Annotated in this window: 16 protein-coding genes, 1 other RNA gene and 1 pseudogene; 9 read left to right on the top strand and 9 right to left on the bottom strand. The window is 52.8% G+C overall.

Features of this window, described 5'->3' with window-relative positions; translation table 11 throughout:
- Positions 1 to 148 precede the first annotated feature (148 nt).
- The 3 genes and pseudogenes from NV375_RS12065 to NV375_RS12055 form a co-directional block, all read left to right on the top strand.
- Positions 149 to 820 (top strand): annotated as a pseudogene (locus tag NV375_RS12065) (IS3 family transposase); the annotation flags it as partial.
- Positions 820 to 996, top strand: coding sequence for a zeta toxin family protein (locus NV375_RS12060; protein ID WP_258808472.1), 177 nt, complete (start codon positions 820 to 822; stop codon positions 994 to 996). The pseudogene NV375_RS12065 and the gene NV375_RS12060, both read left to right, overlap by 1 nt.
- Positions 997 to 1,277: 281 nt before the next feature.
- Positions 1,278 to 1,445, top strand: coding sequence for a hypothetical protein (locus NV375_RS12055; RefSeq protein ID WP_258808430.1), 168 nt, complete (start codon positions 1,278 to 1,280; stop codon positions 1,443 to 1,445).
- 134 nt (positions 1,446 to 1,579) lie between these two features.
- On the opposite strand, the gene gcvP is transcribed toward NV375_RS12055, so the two are convergent.
- From gcvP to gcvT, 3 genes are all read right to left on the bottom strand, one after another.
- Positions 1,580 to 4,465 carry an aminomethyl-transferring glycine dehydrogenase gene (gcvP, locus tag NV375_RS12050; RefSeq protein ID WP_258808429.1) on the bottom strand — a complete coding sequence of 962 codons (2,886 nt, stop codon included), beginning with the start codon at positions 4,463 to 4,465 and terminating at the stop codon, positions 1,580 to 1,582.
- Between the two features lie 92 nt (positions 4,466 to 4,557).
- The gene (gene gcvH / locus NV375_RS12045; protein ID WP_126773778.1) at positions 4,558 to 4,947 is read right to left on the bottom strand and encodes a glycine cleavage system protein GcvH; all 390 of its coding nucleotides are present in this window, start codon (positions 4,945 to 4,947) and stop codon (positions 4,558 to 4,560) included.
- Between the two features lie 48 nt (positions 4,948 to 4,995).
- A complete protein-coding gene (gene gcvT / locus NV375_RS12040) occupies positions 4,996 to 6,075 on the bottom strand; it encodes a glycine cleavage system aminomethyltransferase GcvT (RefSeq protein WP_258808428.1) in 1,080 nt (359 codons plus the stop codon).
- A gap of 163 nt (positions 6,076 to 6,238) precedes the next feature.
- Here gcvT and NV375_RS12035 point away from each other — a divergent pair, with 163 nt between their 5' ends.
- Positions 6,239 to 7,108 carry a LysR family transcriptional regulator gene (locus tag NV375_RS12035; protein ID WP_258808427.1) on the top strand — a complete coding sequence of 290 codons (870 nt, stop codon included), beginning with the start codon at positions 6,239 to 6,241 and terminating at the stop codon, positions 7,106 to 7,108.
- Here the strand turns inward: NV375_RS12035 and NV375_RS12030 are convergent.
- From NV375_RS12030 to NV375_RS12015, 4 genes are read right to left on the bottom strand one after another with little or no spacing between them, the layout of a single operon-like run.
- Positions 7,089 to 8,228, bottom strand: a complete 1,140-nt coding sequence (locus NV375_RS12030; protein ID WP_258808426.1) for an FAD-dependent oxidoreductase — start codon at positions 8,226 to 8,228, stop codon at positions 7,089 to 7,091. The two genes, NV375_RS12035 and NV375_RS12030, sit on opposite strands and share 20 nt — an antisense overlap.
- Positions 8,225 to 9,424 (bottom strand): 2-octaprenyl-6-methoxyphenyl hydroxylase, encoded by a 1,200-nt coding sequence (gene ubiH / locus NV375_RS12025; RefSeq protein ID WP_258808425.1) that lies wholly within the window; start codon positions 9,422 to 9,424, stop codon positions 8,225 to 8,227. Before ubiH ends, NV375_RS12030 begins: the two co-directional genes overlap by 4 nt.
- Complete coding sequence (gene pepP / locus NV375_RS12020) at positions 9,406 to 10,731, bottom strand: Xaa-Pro aminopeptidase (RefSeq protein WP_258808424.1); 1,326 nt, start codon at positions 10,729 to 10,731, stop codon at positions 9,406 to 9,408. The genes ubiH and pepP overlap by 19 nt, the downstream gene beginning before the upstream one ends.
- 26 nt (positions 10,732 to 10,757) lie before the next feature.
- On the bottom strand, positions 10,758 to 11,360 hold the full coding sequence (locus NV375_RS12015; RefSeq protein WP_258808423.1) for a UPF0149 family protein: 603 nt from the start codon (positions 11,358 to 11,360) through the stop codon (positions 10,758 to 10,760).
- Between the two features lie 129 nt (positions 11,361 to 11,489).
- Here NV375_RS12015 and NV375_RS12010 point away from each other — a divergent pair, with 129 nt between their 5' ends.
- Together NV375_RS12010 and ssrS are read left to right on the top strand one after the other, a co-directional pair.
- On the top strand, positions 11,490 to 11,798 hold the full coding sequence (locus tag NV375_RS12010) for a cell division protein ZapA (RefSeq protein WP_126773785.1): 309 nt from the start codon (positions 11,490 to 11,492) through the stop codon (positions 11,796 to 11,798).
- A gap of 8 nt (positions 11,799 to 11,806) precedes the next feature.
- Positions 11,807 to 11,989: non-coding RNA, 6S RNA (ssrS, locus tag NV375_RS12005), on the top strand.
- A 15-nt stretch (positions 11,990 to 12,004) separates the two neighbouring features.
- On the opposite strand, the gene NV375_RS12000 is transcribed toward ssrS, so the two are convergent.
- A complete protein-coding gene (locus tag NV375_RS12000; RefSeq protein ID WP_258808422.1) occupies positions 12,005 to 13,525 on the bottom strand; it encodes an amidohydrolase family protein in 1,521 nt (506 codons plus the stop codon).
- A gap of 57 nt (positions 13,526 to 13,582) precedes the next feature.
- Between NV375_RS12000 and NV375_RS11995 the strand changes: the two genes are divergently transcribed.
- Genes NV375_RS11995 through serA form a run of 3 tightly spaced genes read left to right on the top strand, consistent with a single transcriptional unit; the run spans position 13,583 to position 16,192 of the window.
- A complete protein-coding gene (locus NV375_RS11995; protein ID WP_258808421.1) occupies positions 13,583 to 14,203 on the top strand; it encodes a 5-formyltetrahydrofolate cyclo-ligase in 621 nt (206 codons plus the stop codon).
- Between the two features lie 45 nt (positions 14,204 to 14,248).
- Positions 14,249 to 14,935: a ribose-5-phosphate isomerase RpiA gene (gene rpiA / locus NV375_RS11990; protein WP_258808420.1), complete on the top strand. Its 687-nt coding sequence runs from the start codon at positions 14,249 to 14,251 to the stop codon at positions 14,933 to 14,935.
- Positions 14,936 to 14,950: 15 nt separating this feature from the next.
- A complete protein-coding gene (gene serA, locus NV375_RS11985; RefSeq protein WP_258808419.1) occupies positions 14,951 to 16,192 on the top strand; it encodes a phosphoglycerate dehydrogenase in 1,242 nt (413 codons plus the stop codon).
- 45 nt (positions 16,193 to 16,237) lie between these two features.
- Here serA and phoU read toward each other — a convergent pair whose 3' ends face one another.
- Positions 16,238 to 16,969, bottom strand: coding sequence for a phosphate signaling complex protein PhoU (gene phoU, locus NV375_RS11980; protein ID WP_258808418.1), 732 nt, complete (start codon positions 16,967 to 16,969; stop codon positions 16,238 to 16,240).
- Positions 16,970 to 16,972: the final 3 nt, after the last annotated feature.

Raw genomic sequence — 16,972 nt, 5'->3', positions numbered from 1 at the left:
TAATAGTAAAAATATAAACCACAATAAAACTCCTGTCTATTTAATGTTCACTTTATTTGCAGGCCATGGCTCAACACCATCAGGCATCAGAATCGGTCACTGTGGCTATATTCGGCAAACAACTGCCAGACATCCGAGATGTAACTTGAGAACAACGTACCGATATAAGCCAAAGCAGCTAGATGACGAGCGGGTAACAACTCGCCTAGGAGCTTGCCGTGGAATATCCACGGTATAGCTATTCACTGTTGCATGGCTGCTTAAGCGCGAAGGGTTTGTACAAAATAAGAAACGAACCCATCGCCTTTATACTGAACAAGGGCTTCAGGTTCGGACCAAGAAACGTAAAAAGCTGACACGACCTCGCGTCGTTATGGACGCACCGCAACGTGTGAATGAACGATGGTCGATGGACTTTGTGTCTGACCAGCTGGCAAGTGGCCGACGTTTCAGAGTCTTGAATGTTGTCGATGACTTTAGCCGGGAAATGGTTGGACAACTTGTCTCAGTATCGATTTCAGGACAGCAAGTATCGCGCTTTTTGTCTCAGTTTATCGACGAGCGCAGCAAGCCAAAACATATTGGCTGCGATAATGGAACCGAATTTACCAGCAAAGCCAGTTTTTTTTAGAGCAAAAACAACGATGTAAGGTTGGGTTTTATTCAGCCAGGAAAACCAACACAGAACGCCTTTGTTGAGAGTTTGAATGGTAGGTTTAGGAATGAATGTCTTGACCAGAACTGGTTTAGAACGCTAAACGAAACGACACATGAAATAGAGCAGTGGCAGCGTCATTACAATTACGAGGGCCCGCAGTGATGAAGCTCTCACCAGATGAAGAACAGATAGCTGCGCAAGCCATTAAGTTCGCGAAAGCGAACAGGACGCAGATTGCGCGGACGCTAACGGATAAACTACAGTTTCCAGCTGAGAAACAACCTGTTTCAGTATTTATGGCAGGTTCACCTGGAGCGGGAAAAAGAAGAAGGTCGTAGAATTGAACCCGCGGTGTTCGTTGACCAGTTCTTAGGTGCGCAAACTGTCGTAATTGAACTAAAAGGTAAGTTTGGCAGTCGAATACAGGTAGATTTGTTGGTAAAAAACAATAAGGGGCACACGCGCTTCTACCATGATAATGTTGACGAGATAGAGCGCTACATTGTAGAACGATACACTCGCCAACAGCTTCTTGAGCTGATAGAATAGCGCGCCCTTGACGGTACAGTAGGACTGTACAAAGATGGGTTAGAGCATGGAAATAGTAAGGTAATCGACAATGCTTGGAATATTCAAAAAGAAAGCCACCGAAAGTTCGAACCTATCGAACTTCGTACACAACGCTAAATCGCGCGAGAAAAAACGCGTTTACGCACGCGTGATTGACGGCGCTATTGCAGAGCAAAATGCCGTTGTTGAGCGTCAGAAAAAGGCGGCGAACAGCTAGCCACCATCCTTCGTAAACTATTTGTCGAAAAAGCCCCAACCTTTCAAAGTTCGGGGCTTTTTTATTGCCCAAAACAAAAATGCCCTCCAAGCGGAGGGCATTCATCATCATGCAAAATCAACTACCATCAGGCGTTACCGATAATCATCAATCGCCGGGCAGCTACACATGAGGTTACGGTCGCCGTACACGTCGTCGATGCGGTTCACCGATGGCCAGAACTTGTTCTCAGCTACGGCGGCGACTGGATAGACGGCGGTGTGGCGGTCGTATGGGCGGTCCCATGAAGTGTCCGTGATGTCGGCCAAGGTATGCGGCGCGTGGTGCAACGGGTTGTTGTCTTGCGGCCACTCGCCTTGCTCGACTTTGCGAACTTCTTCGCGAATCGAGATCATGGCTTCGATGAAGCGATCCAGTTCGTACTTCGACTCTGACTCGGTTGGCTCGACCATCAAGGTGCCCGCGACTGGGAAGCTCATGGTTGGTGAGTGGAAGCCGTAGTCTTGTAGGCGCTTGGCGATGTCGATTTCGGCAACGTCGGCGGCGTCTTTCAACTGGCGCAAGTCGATGATGCACTCGTGCGCAACGCGGTCGTTACGGCCTTTGTACAAGATCGGATAGTGGCCGCTCAGCTTCTTGGCGATGTAGTTGGCGTTCAAAATCGCCACTTCGGTCGCTTCGCGCAGGCCACGTGAACCCATCATGACAATGTACATCCACGAGATTGGCAAAATGCTCGCGCTACCGAAAGGTGCGGCAGATACGGCACCGTTATTCAGGCCAGTACCGTGAATCGGCACGACGCTGTGGTTTGGCAAGAAAGGCGCCAAGTGCTTCTTCACACCGATGGGGCCCATGCCAGGACCGCCACCACCGTGTGGAATACAGAAGGTTTTGTGCAGGTTCAAGTGCGATACGTCGGCACCGATGTAGCCTGGCGAGGTCACGCCCACTTGCGCGTTCATGTTGGCACCGTCAAGGTAGACCTGACCACCGTGCTCATGAACTACGTCACAAATGGTGCGAATGCCTTCTTCGTAAACGCCGTGCGTTGATGGATAGGTGACCATGATGCATGACAAGTTATCGCCGGCTTCAGCGGCTTTGGCTTTCAAGTCGTCAAGGTCGACGTTACCGTTCTTGTCACAGTCAACGACCACTACTTTCATGCCCATCATTTGTGCAGATGCTGGGTTGGTGCCGTGCGCTGAGCTTGGGATCAAGCAGATGTTGCGGTGCGCGTCGCCACGGCTTTCGTGGTATTTCTGAATCGCTAACAAGCCAGCGTATTCGCCCTGTGCGCCCGAGTTCGGCTGCATTGACATAGCGTCGTAGCCAGTAATGTCGATGAGCCAGGTCGACAAGGTGCGTAGCAACTCGTAGTAACCGGCGGCTTGATCTTCAGGACAGAACGGGTGCAACTGACCGAATTCTGGCCAGGTTACTGGAATCATTTCGGCGGTCGCGTTCAGCTTCATGGTGCACGAGCCGAGCGAGATCATGCTGTGGTTCAAGCTTAAGTCTTTGTTCTCAAGCTTTTTGATGTAACGCAGCATCTCAGTTTCTGAGTGGTGCGTGTTGAACACTTCGTGTTCCAAGATGGCGCTGGTGCGCTGTAATTCCGATGGAATGGACTGTACGTCACCTGAACCGACACGTGAGTCGAGCATGTCGATGTCAAGGCCGTGATCGTCGCCGAACAAGGCGGTGAATAGGTTCTCAACGTCGTCGCGGGTCTTGGCTTCATCCAAGCTCACGCCAAACACTTTTTCGCCGTCGACACGCAAGTTCAAACCATGCGCCACGGCTCGGTCGATGATTTCTTGCTGGTTGCCTTCAAGCTTGAAGGTCAAGGTGTCGAACCAATGTGAGGTTTCCAGCTTCACGCCTTTGTCTTGCAGGCCAAGTGCCACAATGTCAGTCAAGCGGTGGATGCGCTCAGCGATGGTGCGCAAGCCCTGTGGACCGTGGTACACCGCGTAGAACGATGCCATGTTGGCCAACAACACCTGTGCGGTACAGATGTTCGAGTTGGCTTTCTCGCGGCGAATATGTTGTTCACGGGTTTGCATGGCCATACGCAAGGCAAGCTTGCCGCGGCTGTCTTTCGAGACACCGATAATACGGCCTGGCAATGAACGCTTGTACTTGTCACGGGTTGCGAAGAAGGCTGCGTGTGGACCGCCGTAGCCCATAGGTACACCGAAGCGCTGCGCTGAACCCAGTACCATGTCGGCACCCATTTCACCCGGCGCTTTCAGCATCACCAAGCTCATGATGTCAGCCGCAACTGCAACAACACCTTTCTTGGCTTGCACGTCGGCAATGAGTTGCTCGAGGTTGTGCAGTTGGCCGTAACGGTCAGGGTATTGGAACAAAGCACCAAACACGTCATGGTCCGCCGCTTCACGCGCTGGAGCAACGATGATTTCGAAGCCAAACATTTCGGCGCGGGTTTTCACCACGTCGATGGTTTGTGGATACACGTTGTCAGCAACGAAATAGGCGTTGGATTTGCTCTTGCTCACGCGCTTCGCCATGGCCATAGCTTCGGCCGCAGCAGTCGCTTCGTCAAGTAATGACGCGCTGGCGAGGTCAAGGCCGGTCAAATCCATGGTCATTTGTTGGAAGTTCAAAATCGCTTCAAGGCGACCTTGCGCAATTTCCGGCTGATACGGCGTGTAAGCCGTATACCAACCTGGATTTTCCAACACGTTACGCAAAATAACGTTCGGTACCAAGGTGTCGTAGTAACCCATACCGATGAACGAGGTCAGCACTTTGTTTTTCTGTGCAATAGTCTTCAGCTTCGCCAGGGCTTCACGTTCCGATAACGGCTCACCCACTTGTAAGAAAGGTTCGCGCAAAATCGCGCCAGGAACCGTATCTTTGGTCAGTGCTTCGAGTGAGTCGGCACCTAATAGCGCGAGCATTTCAGCCTGTTCTTCGGCGCTTGGGCCAATGTGACGGCCAATAAACTCGCCGTGATTCTCTAACTGCTTGAGCGTTGCTGTGGTCATTTACTTCTCGTCCCTCGGTTCGGGGTTAAAACACAGGTCAGGAAACACAAAACCCCGGTAGCGTGACCGGGGTTTTGCAATCCATTGCCAAATTAGTCTTCGTCGATAACTGCTTGATAACCTTCGGCATCAAGCAAGCTCTCTACTTCGCTTGGGTCGTCGGCTTTCATCTTAAATAGCCAACCGTCGCCATAAGGATCACTGTTCACTGTTTCTGGTGCATCTTCGAGGTCTTCGTTGATGGCAATAATTTCGCCGCCAATCGGTGCGTAGATGTCAGAAGCTGCTTTCACTGATTCAGCTACGGCAACGTCGTCACCTGCTGCGACGTTGTCGCCCACTTCTGGCAATTCAACAAACACCATGTCACCAAGTAAGTCCTGAGCGTGCTCAGAGATACCTACGGTGAACACACCATCACCTTCGTTACGGACCCACTCGTGGGTCGATGCGTACTTTAATTCCTTTGGAATTGAGCTCATGTTGTGATCCTCAAATTAGTTGTTCTGTTGTGTTTCGCAGGTGCTCGCTTACACAAGACCCTTACCATTGCGTACGAAGCTTGGCTTCACCACGCTAACTGTAACGAATTTTTTGCGCATTTCCACTTCGGCGGTTTCGCCGACAGAATTAGGCACACGCGCCATAGCAATCGAGAAGCCTAGCGTTGGCGAGAAGGTACCTGAGGTGATCACGCCTTCGCCGCCGTCAACGACAACTTTCTGACCGTGACGCAGTACGCCTTTTTCGCGCATCACCAAGCCGACCAACTTGTCGTGGCCTTCGGCTTTTTGTTTTTCGAGTGCTTCACGACCAATGAAATTGCGGTCTTCTGGTTCAAACGCCACGCTCCAACCCATGTTGGCTTCCAGCGGGGTAATGTTCTCGTCCATGTCTTGGCCGTACAGGTTCATGCCAGCTTCCAAACGCAAGGTATCACGTGCGCCGAGGCCGCATGGCTGGACGCCAACGTTCAACAAGTCGTCCCAAAGTTTTTCAACTTCGCTCGCTGGTAAAACGATTTCGTAGCCCGCTTCGCCGGTGTAACCGGTGGTGGCAATGAATAAGTCGCCAACCTGCACCGACATGAAAGGTCGCATGCCGTCCACTGGGGCAAAGGCTTCGTCGCCGAGCACCAAACGCAGTTTTTCGGCTGCTTTTGGTCCTTGCAGTGCCACCATGGCAAGTTCGGTTTGTTCGGTAATGGTCACGTCGAACGCACTGGCAACTTTTTCGATCCACGCCACGTCGCGCTCACGGGTCGCTGAGTTTACGACCAAGCGGTACGATTCGTCAGAAAAGTAATACACGATAAGGTCATCGATCACGCCGCCCTTTTCGTTCAGCATGCTGTTGTACTGCGCCTTGCCTGGTACTGAGAGTTTGGCGACGTCGTTGGCCAGCATTTTGCGCAGGAAATCTTTGGCTTGCGCGCCAGCAACGTCAACGATGGTCATGTGCGAGACATCGAACACACCCGAGTCTTTGCGTACAGCATTGTGCTCTTCGATTTGCGAACCGTAGTTGAGCGGCATGTCCCAACCGTGAAAGTCGACCATTTTTGCGCCAGCTTTCACATGCGCGTCGAATAAAGGGGTACGATTTGCCATGGCATCGATGTCCTGTTGTTTCGCGTAAAAGTGGGCGCAATTATAAAACTCTAAGGCGCTGGCAACAAATTAAAATTCCTTATGCTATTATTTGGATTGTAAATAATGTTTCAGCTTGTATTACTTCTAATTATATTTTTGCGATTTTTGGGGTGTTTGGGTCATGCAACAGCTCTCTTTGGACAGTCTTCGCGCCTTTGTTAGCGTTTATGATTTGCAGAGCTTCACTGCCGCGGGGCAGCAGCTTGGCCGCTCGCAACCGGCCATCAGTTTGCAATTGCAGCGGCTCGAAGAGATGCTCAGTATGCGTTTGTACGCCCGCACCGGTGGGCGTATTCAACTGACACCTGCCGGTAACGAACTGCTTGAGGCGGCACGGGCGATGCTCAGTCTTAATGATCAGATCATTGCGCGGCTGACGGAGCCGGAGTTGAGTGGTCGCGTGCGACTGGGCATGACCAGCGAGTTTGCCAGCAAGCTGTTGCCGCAAGTCTTAGGGCAATTCGCCCAAGGCTATCCGAACGTGGCGCTGGAAGTGAGCTCTGCCTTAAGTCGACAGTTGGTGGCCAATGCCGATGATTTTGATGTGATTATTGCGCTCACCGAAAGTGGTGGCAAAGACGCCGCGCAATGGGTCAATCCCATGCAATGGCTGGAGTTGCGGCAAGAGCCGCTGGTCTGGGTCGGAAATAGTGAGAGTCATTTGTTACCTGCACCGCTGCCCTTGGTGGTTGCGCCTGATGGCTGTATTTATCGGCGTCGTGCGTTGCGCGCCTTGCGCAATGCCGGTATTCAATCGCGCATTACCTATACCAACACGGACTTTAGCGGGCTCACCGCGGCCATTGAAAGTGGTCTGGGCATTACCGTGTTGGCGCAGAGCACGGTACCCGCGCATTTAGAAAAGATTCAGCGCTGCGCCGATGGCACGCCGTTGCCGGAGCTTGGCGAAGTCGGTGTGATGTTATCGACGCGCGCGGCGGAAAACTCCGCCGCACAACAGTTAGCGGCCTTTATCCAAGAGCGGATTTGATCAGGCTGCGTTTGAGCGGTGCCACGTCATTGGCGATTTTCAGACCGATGCCGCGCACCAGTTTCAGCAATGGGTTGGCATGGCCAAAACCACGTTTAAAACTTTCCATGGCGGTGATCATTTGTACTGCTGCGACTTTGCGCTCACGTTCCCAATTGCGTAAATCGGCGTGGCTGAATGCTTCTGTGGTTAGCGCTAGCAACGCCTGCACATCGCCAAAGCCAAGATTTGCCCCCTGCCCCGCGAGCGGATGAATGCTATGGGCGGCATCACCCAACACAATCATGCGCCCAGCTAGCCAGCGCCGCGCGTATTGCATGCGTAGCGGAAAATAAGCCCGTTGTGACACCAGCTCAAGTTCGCCTAGCGCACCGTCACTTGCGGCTTGCAGTCGCTTGGTAAATTCCTTGTCGTTCAAGCCTTTCAGCTCGGCGGCGACTTCGGTGTCAGCAGACCATACCAGCGACACGTGATGGGGATCGCCTAACGGCAACCATGCCACTGGCCCACTCGGTAAAAATACTTGCCGCGCACAGCCGCCATGCGGTTTAGCGCATTTGATCACAGCCACACAGCCTTGCTGTTCGTAGTCCCAAAACGTAAGCGGTAAGCCCTCCGCTTGGCGCAGTGGCGATTGCACGCCATCGGCAGCAATCAGGTAATCCGCGGTGAACTGCTCAGTCGCGGTTTTCACAGTAACCTGCGGTGCCGCATTTTCGTGTTGACGCACCTCGGTATTGGCATGTAACTCAACGCCCGCTTCATCGGCAGCTTGCCAGAGTTCAGCCTCGATGACTTTGTTTTCAGCAATCGCGCCAAGATCCGGTTGATTGACCTCTGCCGCAGCAAAATGAATACGGCCAAAACTATCGTGGTCCCACACTTCCATGGCTTGGTATGGCCCAAGCCGATCTGCGGGCAAGCGTTGCCACACGCCAAGTTGTTCCAGCAACTGGCGGCTAGAGTGCGCAATCGCGCTCACACGCAATTCCGTGGTTTCGGTGTACTGCGGCTGTGCGCCGCGTTCCAGCAACACCACGCGATGTCCTTGCTGACGCAACCCTAACGCGGTAGCGAGACCGATCATGCCACCACCGACGACGATAAAACGTTGGCTCATGATGCACCTCCTCTGCGTGCTAACGGCGCTAGCCCCATCGTTTGCCGCGCAAAGGCTTGGCGTAACGGTGGCAGTGCATCAAGGCCGAGCAACGCGAGGTTGCGACACTTGGTTAACGGCCAGTAGTGATTGGAAAAGCCACGCACCAGCATGTCGGTCAAGCCGATGATGTTTTTGTAGTCGTCTTCACGCTCGCGCCAATATGCGGCGAGCGTTGCGTAGCTGCCAAGATCATCGGCTTTGGCGAGCTGGTCACTTAAACAAATCGCATCGCGGACGCCAAGGTTAAAGCCCTGTCCGGCAATCGGATGTAAGGTATGCGAGGCATTGCCAATCAACACAGCCCGATGCGCCACACTGCGCTCAGCTAAATGCAGACGCAAAGGAAATTGCAGGCGCTGGCCGACGCCAGTAAAGCGCCCAGCGCGATAACCGAAGGCGTGCTGTAGTTGCGCCAAGAATTCGTCATCTGGCAATGCCAGCACTTGTTCAGCTTGTTCTTCGGCGACACTCCATACCAATGACGCTTGTTGCTTCGGTAGGGGCAACAACGCCAGCGGTCCCGTCTCGGTAAAGCGCTCGTAGGCCCAGCCAGCCAGTGGCTTGTCCAAGCTAATATTGGCAATAATGCCGACTTGCCCATAGTCGGTGGTTTGTACGCCAATGCCAAGTTGCTCGCGCACAAATGACCGCTGGCCATCCGCACCCACCACCAACTGGGCTTTTAACTGCTGTTCGCCATTCGGCGTTTGTAATGTGACATTGCAATGCGGTTGCTGTTGTTCCAGCCCAGTGACTTGGCTGCCGGCAAGCCACTCGACCTGCGGTAACGCTTGTAAGCGATCATACAAGGCTTTATTGAGCGCGGCGGCGGGAACAACATAACCTAGCGCCGCCACACCTTCTTGTTCAGCGTGTAACCGCGTCGCGCCTAAATAGCCGCGATCACTCACATGAATGTGCTTAATCGCTTCGGCTTCGTCAGTAAGCTCCTGCCAAATCCCCTGTGCATTGAGCAAATCAACGGTGGCCGCAGCCAACGCAATCGTACGCTTATCGGGCACAGGCCCATCCGCTTGCGGCTCCACCACTTTCACCACAACATCAGGTCGTTGCTGGGCAAACAAAAACGCCATCAGCGAGCCAACGAGGCCACCGCCAGCAATGACTACAGGTGTTACTTGTTCTGCATCCACGCTTCTATCTCTGCCACTGTTTTCGGGACCGCCGCGGTCAAATTCTCATGCCCATCAGCGGTCACCACCACGTCATCTTCAATGCGAATACCAATGCCCCGCCACTGACTATCAACGTCATCGGCATCGGCCGGAATATACAACCCAGGCTCCACAGTCAGCACCATACCGGGCTTGAACGGCGTAGATTTGTCGCCGCGACGGGCATCACCCACATCATGTACGTCGAGTCCGAGCCAATGGCCTAAGCCGTGAATAAAGAAGCGGCGATAAGTCGCTTGCTCGATATTGTCCTTTACTGAACCGTGCAGTATGCCAAGCTCCACAAGGCCTTCGGTTAAAGCATGCGCGGCAACATCTTGGGCTTGCTGCAAGGTAGCGCCCGGCCGAATAACGTCCAACGAAACTAATTGCGCCTGCAACACCACTTCGTAGAGCTGCTTTTGCGGCTCGCTAAATGTGCCATTCACCGGGAAGGTGCGGGTAATGTCGGCAGCATAGCCTTGATATTCCGCGCCGGCGTCGATCAAGATCAAATCACCGTCGGTTAGTGCGTCACTATTTTCGGTGTAGTGCAAAATACAGGCGTTTTCGCCACTGCCACAAATGGTGCCGTAGGCTGGTGCAGCGGCGCCGTGCATAGCAAACTCGTGATGCAGTTCGGCGGCAACTTGGTATTCGTAACGTCCCGGTGCGACAAATTTCATCGCCCGTTGATGCGCCAACACGCTAATTCGCGCCGCTTCACGCATCAATTCAAGCTCGGCATTCGACTTCACCAAGCGCATGGTGTGCAGCCACGGCGAAATATCCTGCCAGCGTTGTGGCGGTTGCACGCCGCGTTTACCGCTGCTACGTAATTCCGCCGCTAAGCCCAACAGGTGTTGGAAAAAATCCTGATTGCTCTGGTCGCAATAAACGGTGTGGACGCCATCCAATAGTTGCCACAAGTGCTCATCAAGCTCATCAACGGCGTGGGCAACATCGACCCCTAACGCATCTACCGCGCGCGCGACACCTAAACGGCGGCCATGCCAGACTTCTTGTTGCGGGTCTTTCGGTTGGCAGTACAACTGCACCGACAACTCCGCATCAGGCGCCAGCACCAGCACCGCATCGGGCTCGTTAAAGCCGGTCAGGTAAAAGAAATCACTGTTTTGCCGAAAGGGATACTCGGTATCGTTACTACGCGTAACCATGTGTGCGCTTGGGATCACTGCGATCGCCTTTTCGTCGCCGGCAGCAAGGCGTTTAAGAACTTGCTCGCGACGGCGTTGGTATTCCTCGACAGGCACAGCTACAGCCATAACAACAATGCTCCTTGCAGCAGAACTTAATGTAAGGTCTTATTGGTTTTACAGGTGGTATTAGCGTTTTGCCCAAGTTCGTTGAAGCAAAGCATGGCGGAAATCCGTAGATATTCCATGATTTCAAAGTAAGCACGCTCGGCTTCTTCATCATCTTCAATAGTGATATCGAGCTTGGCAATTTCGACCATGTCATCAATGGCTTCACGTAAATCACCAGAAAGTCCTGCCAAATTCGTTTGGTTGACGCCAAAACCGACTAAGAACGATTGCACCCATGCGGTAAGCGCTTGCAGACGTTCATGCAACGGCTCGTGGTCACTGGGTAAAATAAGCTGAAAACCCAAATCAGGATCACGCAAACTGGCACAAGTCTCGGTCGCCATCAGTTTTACATGATCGCGTAGCTCGGGCTTAAACGACTGCCCTTCATTAATCAAATCACTGAGTAACAATAGCCACTCATCACCTTCAATGCTTGCGCCACTGGCAACCATGCCGGTCAGCAAACCGTGGACTTCTGCGCCACTGGCAAGTAAGCCTTGGTGCTCAAAAAATTCCGTTAAGCGATCATAGCTCTGCGAGCTGGTGAGTTCGGATTTATCTTCTGGCGATTTGCGCTCTGACATAAGCTGTCTTCTCTTGCTTGGTTTGCTGTGCATCCTACCACTGTCAGACTTTTCAGGCTAGCTGACAAAGCCCCTTCAAGCATGGCATAATGTGCGCAAACGACAACAAAACAGCAAGGAAACTGTGCAATGACTCAACGCACCATGGACATCAAGTTGATGGACCGTCACTACAAAGTGAATTGCCCTGAAGGGCAGGAAGTTGCGTTGCAGCAAGCAGCAGACAAGCTGAATGACAAGCTTGAGCATATTCGCCAAGCCACCAAGCTCAGCCATCCGGAGCAAATTGCGGTGATGGCGGCGCTAAATTTAAGCCACGAGAGCAGCAAACTCGAGCATGAACAGCGCCAACGCATTCAAGAGCTGGAAGAAAAGATTAAGTTGCTGCAAGAAACCCTGGAGCAAGTCACGAGCGAGCAGCGTCCAGGGCGAAAGTAAAAAGTTAGGATCGCCTGGGATGTGCGCCAGCACGCTAATGTCCCTGAGCCGATGTCATCAGTAAAGGGGCTCACTGACCGGCTATTGTGCAAGCTCGACATGTATCGAGAAGCCTACGGCCGTTGATTTGCGCCCCGCCTTGAACCAGTGGGTTCAAGGGCCAAAGCACGCAGCGGCATCCTGGGTGATCACCCTTTTCCCTTCATTTACTCTTGGTCTGCCTTCGCTTCGGCGACCAAGCGACGCACATCACTTAATAACTCTTGCGCATCATAAACGATACCGTCTTTAATGGTGTAACGAACGCCTTTGGTGCGCACAGGCTCGTTCTGATCGTTCAGTTTAAAGTGCCCTGTGCCGTACAAGACCTTAAAGTTCGCCAACGGGTTTTCAGCTACCACCACCAAATCGGCTTTTTTGCCCGGCACCACTGAGCCAATTTCATGCTCAAGGCCTAAGGCTTCGGCACCATTCAAAGTTGCCGCCTGCACCACTTCTAAAGCATTGAAGCCCGCTTCGCGTAATAATTCGAACTCGCGAATCAAACCAAAGCCGTAGATTTTGTAGATATAACCAGCGTCCGAACCTGTGGTAATGCGCCCACCGTGATTCTTGTAATCTTGCAGGAACGCCATCCACTTTTGGTAATTCTTGCGCCATGCGACTTCTTCATCGGTGGTCCAATCGAACCAATAAGAGCCGTGCGCATAGCGACTTGGTTCAAAGAACTCCCACAATTGCGGCAAGGTATATTCGTTGTGCCAAATGGCTTGGCGCTCGCGCATTAAATCGCGGCTGGCTTCATAAATGGTCAACGTCGGGTTAATGGTGAAGTCGAGCGCAATCAGCTCATCGCGTACCTGTTGCCATTTCTCTGAGCCTGGCTCAGCCGCTTGCTTCCACAAGCGCCCTGCCTCGGCAAAGCGATCTTGTTCGTTGTTGTAGTTGTAGTCGGCTGGATAGTCCTGAATCACTTGCTCGGTGAACAGCGCTTCCGGCAAGCCATACCAATGTTCCATGCTGTCGAGACCCAAGCGTGCCGAATCGACCACATTGGTGCGCACCACATTGAGCTGTGCATGGTGCATCATGGTGCCAAGGCCCTGCTTCTCAGCTTCATCAAGGGCCGCCGCCATAATCTCCGGCCGCGCACCGAAGAACTTAATACCTTCTGCGCCCTTTTGTTTAATGTCACGCACCCACTCACGCGCTTGCTCTGGCTTAAAAATCGGCTCGTCGCTGTTCATGCCATAACCGAGATACGGAATAATACGCGGCGAAACAATGGTATTTTGCGCGGCCTGTTCTTGGTGCCATTTGGTCCACTCGAGCCCGTTAAAACTGCCCGGTTCGCGCACGGTGGTAATGCCGTGGGCCAACCATAGTTTCAGTACGTACTCGGCAGGAATACCATCGGCAGAGCCGCCAATGTGCCCATGCATGTCAATAAAGCCGGGGAGTACATAATGTCCGGTTAAGTCGAGTTCTTTATCGCCAGGCGCAGCCTTCGGGCGACGCTGCTCAAGAATGGGAACGCCAGGGTTACCCACGCTGACCACATTTTTGATGCGATCGTTCTCGATCACGATATCCACCGGGCCTTGCATCGGTGCGCCTTCACCGTTGATCAGATTCACGCCACGCAAAATGAGTCGGTCGTAGGGGCCTTCGCCTTGATCGCCACGTGGCGGTGCTTTGGGCGGTGCCGCCAGCAGCTGCGAAGACATTAATGTAGACAAAACTAGCGTAGTCAGAACCCGTTTCAACATGCTATAAATCACTCTATGAACAGACAATTCACCCAGAATAGCAGCCAGCCCAGCCGACAGCAATTGCGCCGTGAGTTGCTTGCCGCGCGGAAACAGCTTAGCGCCGCAGAACGTGAGCAGGCTGCTGCAGCTATTGAAGAACGCGTACTTGCTCTCGCAGAACTCCAGCAACCCTGCTCCATAGGCAGTTACTATAGTGTGCGCGCTGAACTGCCAACCCATGCGCTCAATCAAGCACTACAGCACCGCGGGCATCACCTTGCATTCCCCGTGCTGCACCCTATCGTGCATCATCACCTGCTGATGCTGCACATTGACGAACACAGCGAATGGTGCCACAACAACTACGGCATTCCGGAACCCAAGCTGCAATGTCAGCGGGTGGTGCCGTTGCAACAACTCAACGTACTGCTGGTTCCTTTGGTCGGTTTTGATGCCCAAGGCAACCGCATGGGCATGGGTGGTGGCTTTTACGATCGCACTCTTGCGGGTTGGCGCGCCGGCTTGTACCCGAACTTACAGCCTATCGGTTTAGCCTATGACTGCCAGTTCGTTGAGCGACTGCCCTGTGAAGCGTGGGATGTGCCCTTACCTAGGGTCATCACCCCGACAAAAGTATGGGACTTTAGAAGCTAAAAATGTATACTGAAAAGCCATAGCCCACTCACCTAGGAAGCAGGCATGGCTACCTCATCTGAACAACAAAAAAATGAATTAAAACAAAAGGCTGCACAAGCTGCGCTGGATTACGTGAAAGCGAATCTACCACCGCAAGCCATCATCGGTGTCGGTACCGGCTCTACGGTTAACTTTTTTATTGATGCCCTCGCCACTATCAAACACGACATTGAAGCGGCAGTCTCCAGCTCAGAAGCCTCGAGCGAACGTTTAAAGCAACACGGTATTCGCGTCGTCGACCTCAACAGCGTCAGCGAAGTCCCTATTTATGTTGATGGTGCCGATGAAATCGATGAGCACAAACGCATGGTCAAAGGCGGCGGCGCTGCCCTCACCCGCGAAAAGATCGTTGCGGCGGTGGCCGATACGTTTGTCTGTATTGTTGATGAGAGTAAACAAGTGGGCCGTCTCGGCCGCTTCCCAATCCCTGTTGAAGTCATTCCAATGGCCCGTTCTTATGTGGCGCGTGAAATCGTCAAACTCGGCGGTGATCCAGTTTGGCGCGAAGGTGTAACCACCGATAACGGCAATTGGATCCTTGATGTCCATAACTTTGACATTGTTGACCCTATCCATTTAGAACAGCAGCTCAATAATATTGTCGGCGTGGTCACCAATGGCCTGTTTGCCCAACGTGGCGCAGACGTTGTTATCGTGGCCAGTGACGCTGGTATTGAAACTTTGAAGTAAGGTGTAAAAACAACCATGACGCAAGTATCGCTCGCCAAAGATCGGATTAAAATTCTTCTTCTTGAAGGGGTGCACGAGAGTGCCGTGAACGTACTCAAACAACAGGGCTATGACTCGATTGAGTATGTGAAAACCTCACTTAGTGAAGAAGAACTCTGCGAGCGTATTAAAGACGTACACTTTTTAGGTATTCGCTCACGCACGCAATTAACCGAAAAGGTCTTTGTGGCGGCCGAAAAACTCATTGGCGTCGGTTGTTTTTGTATTGGCACCAACCAAGTGGATCTGGCGGCGGCCCGTCGTCATGGCGTGGTAGTCTTTAACGCACCGTTTTCGAATACCCGTAGCGTTGCCGAACTGGTTTTGGCTGAAATTATTATGTTGTTACGCCGCGTGCCCGAGAAAAATGCTGCAGCCCATCGCGGTGGCTGGGACAAGTCGGCGAATGGCTCATTCGAAGCGCGCGGTAAAGTGTTGGGCATTGTAGGCTACGGCCATATCGGTAGTCAGTTGAGTATCTTAGCCGAACAGCTCGGCATGCAAGTGCGGTTTTATGACATCGAAACCAAGTTGCCGTTGGGCAATGCCCTCTCGGTAGGTTCCCTCGATGCGCTGCTGGAACAAGCCGACGTCGTGACCTTGCACGTTCCCGAAACGGCGCAAACCCAATGGATGATCAGTGCCCCGCAGCTTGCCAAGATGAAAAAAGGTGCGTTGCTGATCAATGCCTCACGCGGCACCGTGGTCAACATTGAAGATTTGGCCGCCAGTCTGCGCAGCGGTCACTTAGGCGGCGCAGCCATCGACGTATTCCCAGTTGAGCCTAGCAGCAACAACGACATCTTTGAGTCGCCATTGCGCGGCATCGACAATTGTATTCTGACACCGCACGTCGGTGGCTCGACCCAAGAGGCACAAGAGAACATTGGTGTTGAAGTGGCAGGCAAACTGGCCCACTACTCTGACAACGGCTCCACCTTGTCGGCAGTTAATTTCCCTGAGGTGTCTTTGCCAGCGCACCACGGCGCCCGTCGCTTGCTGCATATTCACCAAAACCGCCCGGGCATGCTGACCAAAATTAACCAAATCATGGCCGAGCAGAACATCAACGTCTCCGGTCAGTACCTGCAAACCGACAGCGAAGTGGGTTACGTGGTCATTGACGTCGACACACCAGAAGAAAGCACCATCGCCGACGACTTGCTCGAGCAAATGCGCGCCATTGAAGGCACCATTCGCGCGCGCGTCCTCTACTAATAAAAAAGCCGACATTTAATGTCGGCTTTCTGGATATTCCAGCGCTTAGTCTTCTTGTTTCGGTTGCGGCCGCCCCACGGTGCGCGCCATGGATTCTGGCGACACGTGACGTACGTCTTTACCTTTGACAAAGAAAATAATGTACTCAGCGATGTTCTGGCAACGGTCACCGATGCGCTCGAGTGAACGCGCTGACCAAAGTACATTCATGACCTTCGGAATGCCACGCGGATCTTCCATCATGTAAGTCATCAACTGACGCGTTAGGCCTTCGTATTGACGGTCGGCTTGGGCATCCATTTGATGCACTTCATAAGCACTATCGAGGTCCATGCGGGCAAAGGCATCAAGCACGCCATGCAACATCGCCAACACCTGCTGGCCAAGATTCTCAAGGCTGACCAAAAACTGCTGCTGGTCGTTGTTGAAACTCTCAAGGGCCACGCGGGCAATGCGCTCGGCTTCATCACCAATACGCTCTAAGTCAGCGATGGTTTTGAAAATCGCGATGATCAAACGCAGGTCACTAGCGGCAGGCTGACGCTTGGCAATGATCTGCACACAGGCTTCGTCAATCTGCACTTCCAACGCATTGATTTTGTAGTCGCGCTGTAAGACTTGCTCGGCGAGCTCGTGATCCGAATTTTCAATCGCGACCAGCGAGTCACGTAATTGCTGCTCAACCAAGCCGCCCATGTTCATGACCTGGGTACGGACGGCATCGAGTTCGTCATTAAATTTGCCGGAAATGTGCCTACCAGTATTTAATTTATCCATGAT

The organism is Pseudidiomarina sp. CB1, assembly GCF_024752025.1.
Taxonomy (GTDB): Bacteria; Pseudomonadota; Gammaproteobacteria; order Enterobacterales; family Alteromonadaceae; genus Pseudidiomarina.
The sequence above is the reverse complement of the archived record's forward strand: the minus strand, read 5'-3'. Positions and strand labels throughout refer to the sequence as shown.

Excerpts from the sequence above, each read along its gene's own strand:
- NV375_RS11995 (WP_258808421.1), top strand. The coding sequence starts at position 13,583 with ATGAACAGACAATTCACCCAGAATAGCAGCCAGCCCAGCCGACAGCAA.
- serA (WP_258808419.1), top strand. The coding sequence starts at position 14,951 with ATGACGCAAGTATCGCTCGCCAAAGATCGGATTAAAATTCTTCTTCTT.
- NV375_RS12000 (WP_258808422.1), bottom strand. The coding sequence starts at position 13,525 with ATGTCTTCGCAGCTGCTGGCGGCACCGCCCAAAGCACCGCCACGTGGC.
- gcvT (WP_258808428.1), bottom strand. The coding sequence starts at position 6,075 with ATGGCAAATCGTACCCCTTTATTCGACGCGCATGTGAAAGCTGGCGCA.
- gcvP (WP_258808429.1), bottom strand. The coding sequence starts at position 4,465 with ATGACCACAGCAACGCTCAAGCAGTTAGAGAATCACGGCGAGTTTATT.
- NV375_RS12010 (WP_126773785.1), top strand. The coding sequence starts at position 11,490 with ATGACTCAACGCACCATGGACATCAAGTTGATGGACCGTCACTACAAA.
- NV375_RS12055 (WP_258808430.1), top strand. The coding sequence starts at position 1,278 with ATGCTTGGAATATTCAAAAAGAAAGCCACCGAAAGTTCGAACCTATCG.
- gcvH (WP_126773778.1), bottom strand. The coding sequence starts at position 4,947 with ATGAGCTCAATTCCAAAGGAATTAAAGTACGCATCGACCCACGAGTGG.
- NV375_RS12030 (WP_258808426.1), bottom strand. The coding sequence starts at position 8,228 with ATGAGCCAACGTTTTATCGTCGTCGGTGGTGGCATGATCGGTCTCGCT.
- NV375_RS12035 (WP_258808427.1), top strand. The coding sequence starts at position 6,239 with ATGCAACAGCTCTCTTTGGACAGTCTTCGCGCCTTTGTTAGCGTTTAT.
- pepP (WP_258808424.1), bottom strand. The coding sequence starts at position 10,731 with ATGGCTGTAGCTGTGCCTGTCGAGGAATACCAACGCCGTCGCGAGCAA.
- phoU (WP_258808418.1), bottom strand. The coding sequence starts at position 16,969 with ATGGATAAATTAAATACTGGTAGGCACATTTCCGGCAAATTTAATGAC.
- NV375_RS12060 (WP_258808472.1), top strand. The coding sequence starts at position 820 with ATGAAGCTCTCACCAGATGAAGAACAGATAGCTGCGCAAGCCATTAAG.
- NV375_RS12015 (WP_258808423.1), bottom strand. The coding sequence starts at position 11,360 with ATGTCAGAGCGCAAATCGCCAGAAGATAAATCCGAACTCACCAGCTCG.
- rpiA (WP_258808420.1), top strand. The coding sequence starts at position 14,249 with ATGGCTACCTCATCTGAACAACAAAAAAATGAATTAAAACAAAAGGCT.